The following is a 12,915-nucleotide window of genomic DNA, read 5'->3' on the forward strand; positions in this document are numbered from 1 at the left end:
GCTGCGGTGGCATGTGGACCCGGAACTCCGGGGCGCGAGTGGGCTCGCGCGGTCCGCCTGCGGCACATGAATGCACCGTCAACCGGGCGCTACGGCTGCGGCAGCTTGTCTAAGTCGATCTCGGGCTTCAGTTCGGGGGCGGACTCGCGCTCGAACCACTGGTCGAACTTCACGCGCTCGTCGAAGAAGCCGCCGTTGCGCATGAAGAAAACGCCGTCCTCCGTGCCGCCGGCGTAGTCAAGCCGGTGGCCGCCGCGGGCGGTGCCGTCGGCGGTGAAGCGTGCCCGGGTGAGTTCGTGCCATTCGCCTTCGGTATCGCGTGCCCACTGGTTGCCGTGCAGCGCCTTGCGCCCGATGGCTCCGTAGTCGGGCGCGAAGTTCTCGAGGAAGGAATGGAAACCGGTGTAGTGGGTGTCGGTTTTCGGCCGACGGAAACTGGCGATCAGCCGCCACTCGTCGGCCGCCTTGTCGCCGAACCACGAGGTGTAGGTGGTGTTGCCCTTGCCGTCCGGAATGACTTCCGTGAGGAAGCGGTAGGTGACGCCCGCCTTCCACGGGTAGGTGAGGAAACTCTGTCCTCCCGAGCCTTCGTGTCCGAAGTCCTGCGCCCGCACGCCTTCACCGGTGCCGAGCGTGATGACGCGGTCTTCTTCGGGAATCTCCTTCGGGTTGTTCGTCTTGAACGGACTCCACACCGAGAACAGGACCCAGCGCTCGGTCGGGCTTTTCACCTGCATGCCGAAGTAGCCCTGACCGAATCCGTTCGCCATGAAGTAGGAACCGATCGGGTCCTCGCCCTCGGGCACGGTGATCTCGCTGTAGGCGTGACGGATCTTCCTGTCGCGCGGCAACTGGTAGCCGAGGTGGACCGACGGTCCACGGCGTCCCCAGTAGAACATGTTGCCTTCGTTCGACTTCACGAAGTCGAGCTGGAGGCCCTCGGTGTCGGACGAGATTCCGAGTTCGCGCACGATCGCGAAGCCTGAGCCGGTCCGCTCGATTCCCTGCAGGTCGATGCGCAGGTAGCCTGCCTTCGGAACCTCGACCTTGCCGAGCGGGTGTTCGTCGGAACCGTCGGCGGTCAGGGTGGTTTCGAAGGACTGATCGCGCACCGCTGTCCGGATCTTCGAGCTGCCGTCGGGCGACTTCGCCTTCAGGGAGAGCTCAAGTGCGGCAGGCCGGTCGAGGTGGACGTAGATCGAGAAGACGCCTTCCTTGTCCGACCAGCGGACGGAGCCGTCGCGCGAAACGCCGGGGCCCGGTGCGGGTGCGGTGCGGAACGTATTGCCTCCGGCCGGGACCGACCACTCGGCAGCGAGCAAGGGTGCGACAGCCGCCAGACCGGCGGCTGCGAGAATAACGGGCTTCATGGGTCGAACGGGTCAGCCGCCCTTGGTTTGGAGCGAGCCGAGGTAGTCGATCATCGAAATGAACTCCTCGAGCGAGAGATTGCCGGCCAGACCGGGCGGCATCATCGACTGCGGAAGGTGATCATCCTTGGCGATGTCGGCGCGCTTCAGCTTGGTCACCTGGCCGGCGATGTTGCGGATCTCGACAATCCCGTCGGCCTCGGCGGTCACGAAGCCCATGTGGGTCGCGCCGTCCTTCATCGTGATCATGCTGGTCTGGAAACCCTGCGAGACGACCTTGTTGGGATCGAGTATCGACTCGATCAGATAGTCGCGGGTGAACTTCGAACCGGCGGAGCCGAGATAAGGACCTTTCTGCTCGGCCTGCGGGTCGACAGCATGACAGGCGATGCAGCCTTGGGCGGTGAACAGACGCTTGCCTGTTTCGACGTCGCCGTGGCCGGACATCGCCGCCTTGGTGACTTCTTCCGGAGACAGCTCGGCGACCTTCTTGCCGGCGCTTGCGGCGGACGCGGTCGCCTCCTTGGCCGCCTTGGCGGCCGCGATCAGCTCGTCGTTGTCGAAGGAAAGTCCGACTTCGATCTGCTTCTCGAAGCCCGGAAGCTTGAGGTCGGCCAGCGCGAGGAAGAAGCCGACTTCACGCGGGTTCTTGTCGATGTGCTTCTTCACCTCTTCCTTCCACTTGTCTTTGGCCAACGGGCTGTTCAGCACCGTGAGCAGCGACTTCCACGCGATGCGGCTGACGGCGTCGCTCTGCTTGGCGGCGAGCTGTCGGAGCTTGTTGACCTCGGCACCGCGCTCGGTCTCGTTGACGAAGTCATCGATGTGCTGCCCGACCTCGTCCGGCAGGCCTTTTTCCTGGCTCCACTCGGCGAGCACCGCGAGACGCGAAACGGTCACGCTCTGCGCAGGGCCGCGGTTCAGTGCCTTGTAGCATTCCACGCGGCGGGGGAAGGGGAGCTTCGGATTCTTGGCGGCGTTGATCAGTAGTCCGATTTGCGCGTCGGTCGGCTTCGATGCGCCGAGCGCGGCCATCACCGGATCCAGACCCTCGAGCTTGAGTTCGGAGACCGGAATGCGGTTCTTGGCGAGGGTGTCGAGGTAGGTGCTGCGCAGGGCCTCGGGGACCATGGTGTAGCCGCGCTCCAGAGCGGTACGGATTTTCGGCGTCCGTTCCCAATCGACGGTTTCGTAGTACGGTCCGCGGTCGTCCGGGCGGGTGCCCCACCACATCTTCAGGTCCCACGGCTTCTCGTCGTAATGCAGCCGCGCCAGAGCCGAGAGACCGGCGAAGCGAAGTTCGGCGTCGCCGGTGCGACCGATCAGGGCGAGCAGCGAGTCGACCGCCTCGGTCGAGTGGATGTGCTGCAGCGCGCCGAGCGCGATCTTGCGTTGGGCGGTATCCTCGGCGCCGGCGATCAGGGCCGGCACGTTCGCGAGGGATGTCAGAGTGGCGACCGCGGTGTGAGCAAGACGGGGAGAGCTGCCTTGCTCGCTCCAATCGGTCGAAGCTTGTAGAATGGCCGGCGCCGCATCCTTGGCACCGAGGCGTTGGAGTCCGACGAGGGCCTGCAGGACGACCCGTGCATTCGGGTCGGTCAGGGCCTTGGTGTAGGCATCCACCGGAACTCCTTCGAGCTCCGTGAGACGGTCGGTCATGGCGCGCAGCGCGAACTCGCGCAAGTCGTCGTCGGCCACCAGCTCGGCAATGTAGCGGGTGCTTTCGGTGCCGTAGAGTTGCTTGAGGGTGAAGACCGCGGCGACCCGTGCCTCGACGCTCTGCTTGGTATCCTTGGCGATGCCGAACACGCCTTCGGCGAAGGCCGGCTTCTTGCCGCGGCGGAGGATCTCGCGCTGGGCCTCGAAGCGCTGCACGCCGGAAGCGGATGCAAGCAGCGTGACGAGCTTGGCGTCGTCCGCCTTGGTCACGTCCTCGTATTTCGCGCCGCCGTCGCCGGTCGCGGTGACCTGCTGGATCATGCCGACCGGCTTGCCCTTGCCGGCGAAGTTGAATTTCCCGCCGCGCCAGTCGGCGATGTAGAGACGCGAGAAGCCGTCGACGTCGATGTCCGTCGCGCGCGGCGTCTTGTGGAAGACCTCCTGCTCGATACTGAAGCTCGCGCCCTCGCGCTTGGATTTGTGGTAGTAGACGTTGCCGGTCGTCCAGTCACAGGAGTAGAGCATGTTGCCGAACTCACCGGGGAGGCCGGGCTCGTCGACCCACAGGCCGCCGGTTCCGGATCCGCCACCGTAGTCGGCGAGCGGCTGGATGGCCTCGTCCGCGAAGTTCTTGTAGAGCCGCGGATAACCGTGGTCACCGAGCGCGGTGTAGTGGTGGAAACGGGTGTTCCAACCCTTGCCGTCGTTGGTGTTGTCGCGGCTGAAAAGATCGAGGGTGGGGGAGATCGCGGTGTCGCAGATGTTGCGGGTCATCAGCGCGTACGGCTCGAGTTCCGAGCCATCGGGACGGACGCGTGCGACGCCGCCGCCGAAGAGCGTGTAGCGCTTGCCGTCGGCGCCCTTTGCGTCGGCCATGCCGAAGTCGCCGACCGACACGTAGAGCCAGCCGTCGATGCCCATCCGCACGCCGTTGGTCGTGTGGTCGGCACCGCGGGGGTGCTCGATGCCGCCACCGAAGCCGGTGACGAGCAGCTTCTTCTCATCCGCGACGCCGTCGCCGTCGGTATCCCGGAAGCTGCTGAGGTAGGGCGGGTGGATCAGGTAAAGGGTATCGCCGACGATGTGGCCGCCGCGGGGGCTGTCGATGGTCGGGACGAAGTGGACGAAATCGTCGGCCTTGCCGTCGCCGTCGGTGTCCCGGCAGCGGATGATCCGGCCCATGTCCTTCTGCTTGCCCAGCGAGCCGTTCTGGTCGGAGGAAACGTAGACGTCGCCATTCGGAGCGACGGTGATCGCGGCCGGGTAATCGGCGTTCGGCGGGCCGGCGAAGTCATGGATTTCAAAGCCTTCGGGAATGGCCAGGGCGGTGCCGGAAAGGGCGATCGGGATCAGAATGCGTCGAGTCATCGCTGTGGGCCGCTGAATACGCGGAAAATCAGGGGTTTTGTCGGGAAACATGGCATACGGGCGGCGCAAAATGCCTTGTCCCCACGGCCGGATCAACGACAACCAGCGGCGTGATCCGCAAAGCATTCCTGCTCGGCGCCGGCCTCGGAACGCGGCTGCGTCCGCTCACCGACCGGCTCCCGAAACCGCTGGTTCCGCTGTTCCACCGGCCGCTGGTCGAATGGGCGATGGATGCCTGCGCTGCGGCAGGGATCGAGGAGTTCGCGATCAACACCCACCACCTGCCGGAATGCTGGCGCCAACTTGGCGGAGATTGGGAGTATGAGGGAGGCTCACCGTGGACGGGTGAGAATGCCGTCGCTGCCGAGTCGGCCCGTTGGAACGGGCTTCCCGTGACGCTTTTCCACGAGCCGGACCTGCTCGAAACCGGGGGCGGGATCCGGAACATCTCGGCCTGGGTCGGCGACGACGATGTGCTGGTTCACAATGGCGACATCTACGCCTCGCTGCCGCTGGACCGGCTGATCTCCGCTCACGAGGCATCGGAGAATGTCGTGACCCTGGCACTCCGTTCGGAGGGCGTGGCCAAGCACATCGCGATCGAGGGCGGACAGGTCGTCGATATCCGCGAAATGCTCGGCCGCACTCCCGGCACCCACGTTTTCAGCGGGATCTACGTCTTTTCGCCGCAACTGCTCGATCGGATCCCTCCCGGCGAGAAGATCTCGGTGATCCCCGCCTTTCTTGAGCTCGCAAAGGAAGGCCGCCTCGGCGGAGTCGTGCTGGACGACGGGGTGTGGTTCGATCTGGGGGATCAGGAGAGCTATTTGGCAGCACACCGCGAGCTAGGATTGACCGAGCCGGTGCATCCGGCGGCGGAGGTTTCGGAGACGGCCCTCATCGAAGCTTCCGTGGTCGGTCCCGGGGCGGTTGTGGGTGCCGGAGCAGCACTGCGTGACGCGGTCGTCTGGCCGGGAGCCAGAATCGGCGAAGGTGAGACCGTCGAGCATGCGGTCGTGACGCCGTAGGCGGACCGGAGCTTGCCCCGGCGGGGAGGAGCCGGAATGATCCCCGGCATGGACCATGTGAGCCACGGCAGGCGGGTGATCGAAATGGAGGCGACCGCCCTCCAGCAGATCGCCGCGCGTCTCGGCGAATCCTTCGCGGAGGCCGTCGGCATGCTCAAGGACGTGCTCGACCGCCGGGGGAAGATCGTCGTTGTCGGCATCGGCAAGTCCGGCAACATCGGCCACAAGATCGCCGCCACGCTGAACTCGACCGGTTCGACCGCGGTGGTGCTGAACTCCCAGAATGCACTCCACGGCGACCTCGGGATCCTTTCCGATGGTGACGCGGTCATCGCGCTCTCCTACTCCGGTGAGACCGCCGAGCTCCTCGACTTGCTGCCGCACATCAAGCGTTTCGACGTCAAGTTGATCGCGATGTGCGGTCGGCCTGACTCGACCTTGTCGCAACATTCCACGGTGACCCTCGACACCTCCGTCGAGCGCGAGGCCTGTCCGCTCAATCTGGCTCCGACCTCGTCCTCGACCGCGATGCTGGTGATGGGCGACGCGCTGGCGATGGTCTTGCTCGAGGCCCGCGGCTTCACCGAGGAGGAATTCGCGCGCTTCCATCCCGGCGGAGCGCTCGGCCGCGCCCTGCTGACGCGGGTGTCCGACATCATGCGTGCCGGTGACGGGTTGGCGACGGTGGCTGAGGGCGCCACGGTGCACGATGCTCTGGTCGCGATGACCGACGCCCGCTCCGGCGCGTGTGTGGTGCTGAAACCCGACGGCGCGCTGGCCGGCATTTTCACTCACGGCGACTTCGCCCGCAGTTACCAGCAGGATGCGGGCGTCGGCGGCAAACCGGTGGCCGACCTGATGACCCGTAATCCGATCAGCGTTTCCGGGGATGCGCTGGCCGCCGAGGCGGTGAAGACGATCGGTGCGCACCGGATTGACGATGTCGTCGTGCTCGACTCCGCCGGCAAGCCGGTGGGTCTCATCGATACCCAGGACCTCGCGCGGTTGAAAATCGTTTAGAGCGGGCAACCGCGAAACTCGCGAAAGGCCGCGAAATGGGTTTTGGGATCCGGACGGGAGGACGGGCGCAGAACGCCGATTTTTGGAAGTTGATACCTGGGAACGCGCATGCTCGAGGATCGTATCAATGCCGCACGACTTCGTGAAGCGGTGCGGCGGGCGGTGCTTCCGTCCGTGCTGGCGTTGGCGGACGTGATCGCGACCCTCCTCGGGCAGCCGGCTGCGTATTGGCAGGGCGACCTTCAGGCTGCCACGGATGCCAACCCGCTGGTCGTCAGGGCACTTCGATTCAGTCCGTGGCTTTCAATTCCCGGATGGCTCGCTTGGGTGGGGATGATCGTCACTTTCATGCTGGCCGCCGCTCCGGTGTGGAGGGTTCGCGCGTTGGTTTTCCTCTGCCTCGCCCATCTTTGCTTCGTGTGGGCGTGGGTGCTCAAATGGAACCTCGTGGCGGGCCTTTCATTTTCGCTAGTGGCATTTTGGGTGACCGTGTTGATGCGGCATCAGATTCACCGGGTTCGGTAGACCGGCCTTTTGGGGGAACTGCCATGATCCAAGGCATGGACCGCGAGCTTCAGCTCGCCCCGTCATGCCGGCAGCCCGGGTTCCGGGGCGAGCTGAAGCTCGCGGTCCACTCCGGCCCGATGCCGCTCCATCCGGGTTGATCTCGACTCCGGGAAGTTGCCTTTTCGCCACATGCTTCCCTTTGTGAGACATGCGTGTTAGAGGCCGTGCGTCCCGTAGCGGATGTCATCCGGATGAATCGGCAGCAATACAACGAACTCGTCACAAAGATCGAACGCCGCTACGAAGGACGCCCCGTGCCGTTGCTTCGCAAGGCGCTGTTTTACGTCTGGTTCAGCTATGGCTACCTGGCGCTCGTGCTGATCGTCTCGGTGACGGTCCTCGCCGGGTTGGTGGCCTTGGTGATCTTCAAACCCAACTACGCGACGATCAAGCTGGGTCTGATCATCGGGGTGGTCTTCGGAGCCCTGTTCCTCTCGATCGTGAAGGGGCTGTGGGTGAAGATGTCTCCGCCGGATGGGATCCCTTTGAAGAAGCAGGACGCTCCGGAGCTTTTCGCCCTTCTCGACCAGCTTCGCGAGCAGGTGGCTCCGGTGAAATTCAACTCGGTGCTGGTCAATGGCGACTTCAACGCGGCCGTCGTGCAGGTGCCGCGCCTCGGAATCTTCGGCTTCTACCGCAGCTATTTGCTGCTGGGGTTGCCACTGCTCCAGACGCTCGGAACCGACGAGTTCAAGGCGGTGCTCGCGCACGAGTTCGCCCACCTTTCGAACCGCGACGGCAGCTCCGGCTCGTGGCTCTACCGGATCCGCCGGAGTTGGGAACAGATGATCAGCAATGTCGCGGAGAGCGGCGGCCGCGGATCGTTCGCGCTCAGGCCTTTCGTCTCCTGGTTCTGGCCGCGCTTCAATGCCCACGCCTTCGTGCTTTCCCGTCTGCAGGAGTACCGGGCGGATGCGCTGGGCGCCGAGTTCGCGGGCACCGAGGCGATGGGCCGGGCCCTGCAGAGGATCGAACTGCGCGGCCGTTGGCTGGAGGAATCGGTATGGCCCGATGTCTTCCGCCGGGTGAACCACGAGTCGGCCGCGCCGGGCGAGGTGTTCCAGTTTCTCGCCACCCGTTCCTCGGAGGAGATCCCGGCGGACCAGTCGAGCGAGTGGCTCGAGCACGCCTACCTGCGCCCGACCGATCATTCCGACACCCACCCGGCGTTGTTGGACCGGCTGCGATCGCTGGATGCGGTTCCTCCGGAAATCGGGCAAGGGGTCTACAAGGATCTTCCGCCTGTCGGCAAAACCGCGGCGGCGGAGCTTCTTGGCGGCCGCGAAAAGGACCTGATGGAGTCCCTCAGCAAAGACTGGCAGACCGGAATGGCGATCCCTTGGAAGGCCCGTCACGACGAGGTGCGGAAGATCCGCTCGGAGCTCGGCCCGGAGGAGGAGGTCGAGACCGCCGAGGATGCTTGGAAGTGGGCGGCCGCCATGATGGACATCGAGGACGACGGCGCGGCGATGCCGTGGATCGAGCGCGTGCTCGGGATGGATCCGCAGCATGTTGGCGCCCGGTTCGTGAAGGGTCGGCATCTTCTCACCCAAGGCAATGCGGACGGGGTGTCCCTGCTTGAGGAGGTCATGCAGGAGGACCGTGGGCTTGGCATGGAGGTGCTCGGTCTGCTGCACGGGCACTACACCCGCACCGGCAATGTCGAGGAGCTGAAGGAAATCACGCGCCGCGCGGACAACCTCGACGAGTTCTACGAGATCGCCGAGCGCGAGCGCCAGGGCGTGAACAAGTCCGACACCCTGAAGCCCCACTCGCTTTCACCCGACATGATCCGCCGTTGTGCGAAGATCTTCGAAGGCGAGGAATCCATCGCCGAGGTCCATGTGGCCGGCAAGGAAGTCGAGCACATGAAGAATGTCCCGATGCATGCCGTGTCGCTCAACCTTACCGGGTCGTTTTTCAAGCTGAAGTCCGGCAACGCCGACCAGGAGCTGGTCAACCGGGTCGTCGAAGCGCTCCCGATCGAGGGAACCTTCCTCGTCTTCGTGAATCACAAGGACCAGAAGTGGTTGGGCAAGCGGGTGGCGGAGCAACCCGGCTCGCTGATTTATCCGGTTCCTGAGTGAGGCCGATCAGTATTCGACGACCAGCTGGATGAATCCCTTTTCCGGCCGTGGGCCGGGGACTCGGATCTGTGCCGTGAAGGTGGTGTCGCTGTTCTCGAGGATCTCGGCGGCGGTCCACTCACCATCGAGGCCGGTCGTGAACCGGGCGGCATAGGTGATTCCCTCCGGCAGGTAGTCGGGCTTGGGAAACGTCATTGTGAAGTAGCCGCCGGGACCGAAGGAATACTGGATCGGCGAGGGTCCGAGGGTCGCCGGGCTGATGCCGAGCGCGAAGTCGATGATGTTCGGAAAGCCATTGCCGTTCGGGTCGTCCTCCGGATCCCAATCGGCCGGGTCCAGCCCCCAGTCCTTGATCCATGTCTCGAAGGACAGGCTGACCGGCCGCACAACGACGTCGAGATAAGCCGGTCCGTATTCGAGGAACAACTGGCGGTTGGCGGGGAAGCCGGGCGCGTCGGTGATCTTGGTCGCGAAGCTACCGCTTCGGGAACCCGCGGTGAGAATGCGCCAGCGGTCGCCGATCTGGACGCCCGCCGCCAGCGCGGGCGGCAGCTTGAGGTCGATGCGTCCGGCAAGGGCGGCGTGGCCGGTGGCGGTGATCGTGTCGCGGTTGTTGCCGGTGCCGGGGGGGGCGGTAATGTCGATTTCCAAACGCTTGGTGGGGAGGGTGGTGAAGGTGCCGTTGACCATCAGGCTGGCCGCGGTGTCTTCGTCGCCGATCCACATCGCTCCCTGGTTGGTGACCGGCGCGTTGATGGTGCCGGAGACGTGGGCATCGCCGGTGCACTCGAACGAGAGCGCCGAGAAGCTGCCGCTTGGGTTCTCAAAGGTTCCGGAGTTGGTGACGGCTCCGGTGAACACCGCGCTGCCGCCGGTCTGCCGGAAACGCGACTCCGCATTCACTTCGCCGATCGTCATGGTCGCGCCGCTCAGGCTGCCGCCGTCCATCAGGTAGTCGCCTTTGCCGAAGATCGCCCCGATGCGCAGCTCGTCATCGAGGATCACCGAGCTGGTGTCGTTCTGCTCGATGGTTCCGTTGCCCTGCTCGCCGACCAGCAGGTCGTCGGAGTAGAGCGCGGAGTTGTCGAAAAGCAGGAAACGGTCGGCCTGTCCGGGTCCAAGCAGGCCGCTGACGCCGATAAGGGTTCGGTCCGTGACGTCGGTGCGGCTGGAGCTCGACTGGCGCCAGACGGTGCCTGTCGTGGCTCCGAACTCACCGACCTCGAAGTCCGAACCGATCAGCAGGTCAGCGTTGCCGGATAGGTCCGACACGCCGGGGTCGGACGGCGTTTGGCGCACGGCGAAAAAGCCGACGTCGATGGTGCCGCCACCGAGGTTGAGCGTCTCGCCGTCCTGCGCGACCTGCATGCTGCCGGTCACGTCGAGGGTGGACCCGCCGACGGTATTCCACTGGCAAGAGCCGCCGAGTGTGAGGCTGCCGAAGTCGGCATCGGCCTCGTTGGTGAAACTCGAACTGCCGTTGAACACGGCCGAGCCCGTGACGGCGAAGGTGCCGCCTTCGAGAATGACCTCCGTGCTGCCGAGATTGACGGCACTGGCGGTGAGCGAGCCTCCGACCTGGGTCAGCGAAGGGGGCGCGCCAACGACTGCCGGATCGTTGAGAAGACCGCACTGGAAGTTGGTCGATCCGATTTCCATGTCGGCCCCGTCGCGCAGCTCGAGCGGGCCGGTGGTGCATTGGCCGCCTCCTGCGAACAGGTAGGCATCGGCACCCAGCAGGGTTCCTTGGAACAAAGTGGTGCCGTCGCGATGGCGGTAGCTGCCGTCCGCCTCGACCGTCAACGCCTGCCCGATCGTGTGGCCGGTTCGTTGTTCGAAGTTGCTGCCGGCACCGGTGACGAGCAGTTCGTTGGCAAGGTCGAGGTCACCCCAGCCCTGGGCGTCGACGGTCGATCCGGGTCCGACCTGGAGGTTGTCGACGGTCAGTGAGCCACTCGCTTCGATGTCGAGTCCACCCTGGAGGCCGAGCACGAGGTCGCCGTTGAGTTGGACGGTCCGGCCGGCCGGCACGGTCAGCCGGTTGACGGAGTTCGGGAAGAACTCAAGTCGGTCGATGTCCTGCGTCCCGTCGGCATCGAAGTGCAGCACGCCCAGATCGACCTCGACCAGCGGGCAGTCGAGGTTGCCGCCGTCGAAGTGGAAGTCGCCGCCTTCGAGCAAGGCGCTCGGAGTCATCACGGTTCCGTTCTCCAGCATGAAGGTCGAACCGGTGCCGGTTTCCAGATACCCCGCATCCAGAAGGATGCCGTTCATCGTGTAGTTGCCCGTGGCACCGACCACCAGATTGCCGTCGACGGTGTGCGTGTTCGCTCCGTTCTGGACAAACGAACCGCCCGTGAGGATCGCGAGGTCGCCGTGGTTGGTCAGCGAGCCGAGGGTGTAGGTGTGCGTTCCCCCGACGATCCGCATCTCGAAGTCAAGCGGGTCGCCGTTGTCGGCGAGCGTCAGGCTCCCGCGATGGGTGACCGCTCCTCCCGCGTTGACATCAAAGGCATCGGTGTTGATCGAGCCGCTGTCGAAGAAGTAGACGCCGCTCACCGAGACCTGGTCGGCATCCACCACACGGTTGTTGAACTGTTCGAACAGCGAACCGTTCTCCACCCGCAACGTGTCGGCTTCCAAGGTGCCGCCGAGATAGCTGTAGCGGCTGTTCGGCACGCCGCCGCCGCTGCCGCCGACGACCAGTTGTGCGGGAGGGCCGCCCGATGTGCGCACGACCACCGCGCCGTCATTCTGGTCGAAGATCCCGCTGCCGGGTGCGCCGAGGCCGTCGCCGCCGACCGCGAGCATCGTGTCGATGTCGAGTGTGCCACCGGACATGGAGGCGGTGCCGTCGCTGTTGAGGCCGATGAACAACCGCCTGAGGTCTGCGCTGCTGGTGCCGCTCTGAGCCATCGACCCGGGGCGGTCATTCTCGCCGATCGTCACCTCCACATCGTCTCCGCCGAGGACGGCATTGCCGCCGAGCGTGAAACTGGCGGTGCCGGTCGAGGCAGCCGGCGTGCCCGGCTCGTTGTCGGTCGTGCCGATTTTCAGCATCCCCGCGCCGAGCGTGTCGTCGAGGGTCAGGGTGCCACCGGTCAGGCTGAAAGTCGCCCCCTGCTCGTAGTTGAGGAGGATCCGGCCGAGCGAGAGGCTGCCGCCGGTTTGCTGCAGCATCGGCACACCACCGGTGGCCTGGAGCTCGAGCGTGTGGCCGGCGGTGGTCGCCGAGACGGATCCGTTCGAGATCGTCATTGAGCTGTTCTCGGAAATCTCGGCCTGACCGAAAAACAGCTCGGGCGTGCTGTTGAGGTAGACTTGGTAAGAGGCGCCGTCGCGCACCTCGAGATCGCCGACCGTCAGGCGGCCGTTGGTGTGGCGGAAAGTGGTCCCTTCCAGAACCTTGAGCCAGTGGTTGATGGTCAGATCCTCGCCCGGCCACTGGTAGAAGAAGTTGATGGTATTGTTTAGGTAGGGCCGCAGATCCATTTCCGCGAAGGTGTCCACGTTGGCGATCGGCGCGTAGTAGATGTTCACGTTGCCGCCCAGATAACCGGTGCCCACACTGACGATGTTCACGGTGTCGACCTGCACCGGAAGCCCGCTCGTCCAGTTGCCCGGATTGTTGAAGTTGCCGGACGGGCTGCTGTAGTTCGGCCAGAATTTCCAAAATGCCTCGGCTGCCGCGTGCGGAGCTGAGGCGAGGAGGGTGCCGGTGGCGACGATCACAACCGACCGGGAAATGCCGGCGGTCGCGCGCAGGGGAGGGAAGCTGCTTTTCACGACAATTCGCGAGCACTCTCCCCTGTGAGA

At 64.9% G+C, this 12,915-nt stretch carries 7 protein-coding genes; 4 read left to right on the forward strand and 3 right to left on the reverse strand.

The window, feature by feature from the left end; all coding sequences use genetic code 11:
- Positions 1 to 89 precede the first annotated feature (89 nt).
- A complete protein-coding gene (locus HAHE_RS11325) occupies positions 90 to 1,370 on the reverse strand; it encodes a DUF3472 domain-containing protein (protein ID WP_338684510.1) in 1,281 nt (426 codons plus the stop codon).
- Positions 1,371 to 1,382: 12 nt separating this feature from the next.
- Positions 1,383 to 4,397, reverse strand: a complete 3,015-nt coding sequence (locus tag HAHE_RS11330) for a DUF7133 domain-containing protein (protein WP_338684511.1) — start codon at positions 4,395 to 4,397, stop codon at positions 1,383 to 1,385.
- 110 nt (positions 4,398 to 4,507) lie between these two features.
- Here HAHE_RS11330 and HAHE_RS11335 point away from each other — a divergent pair, with 110 nt between their 5' ends.
- The 4 genes from HAHE_RS11335 (at position 4,508) to HAHE_RS11350 (ending at position 9,099) form a co-directional block, all read left to right on the forward strand.
- Positions 4,508 to 5,425 (forward strand): nucleotidyltransferase family protein, encoded by a 918-nt coding sequence (locus HAHE_RS11335; protein ID WP_338684512.1) that lies wholly within the window; start codon positions 4,508 to 4,510, stop codon positions 5,423 to 5,425.
- Positions 5,426 to 5,473: 48 nt separating this feature from the next.
- Positions 5,474 to 6,445 carry a KpsF/GutQ family sugar-phosphate isomerase gene (locus HAHE_RS11340; RefSeq protein ID WP_338684513.1) on the forward strand — a complete coding sequence of 324 codons (972 nt, stop codon included), beginning with the start codon at positions 5,474 to 5,476 and terminating at the stop codon, positions 6,443 to 6,445.
- Between the two features lie 108 nt (positions 6,446 to 6,553).
- On the forward strand, positions 6,554 to 6,970 hold the full coding sequence (locus tag HAHE_RS11345) for a hypothetical protein (RefSeq protein ID WP_338684515.1): 417 nt from the start codon (positions 6,554 to 6,556) through the stop codon (positions 6,968 to 6,970).
- Positions 6,971 to 7,203: 233 nt separating this feature from the next.
- Positions 7,204 to 9,099 carry a M48 family metalloprotease gene (locus HAHE_RS11350; protein ID WP_338684516.1) on the forward strand — a complete coding sequence of 632 codons (1,896 nt, stop codon included), beginning with the start codon at positions 7,204 to 7,206 and terminating at the stop codon, positions 9,097 to 9,099.
- Positions 9,100 to 9,105: 6 nt separating this feature from the next.
- Here the strand turns inward: HAHE_RS11350 and HAHE_RS11355 are convergent, their stop codons facing one another.
- A complete protein-coding gene (locus HAHE_RS11355) occupies positions 9,106 to 12,885 on the reverse strand; it encodes a hypothetical protein (RefSeq protein WP_338684518.1) in 3,780 nt (1,259 codons plus the stop codon).
- Positions 12,886 to 12,915 lie beyond the last annotated feature (30 nt).

The organism is Haloferula helveola (assembly GCF_037076345.1).
Taxonomy (GTDB): Bacteria; Verrucomicrobiota; Verrucomicrobiia; order Verrucomicrobiales; family Akkermansiaceae; genus Haloferula; species Haloferula helveola.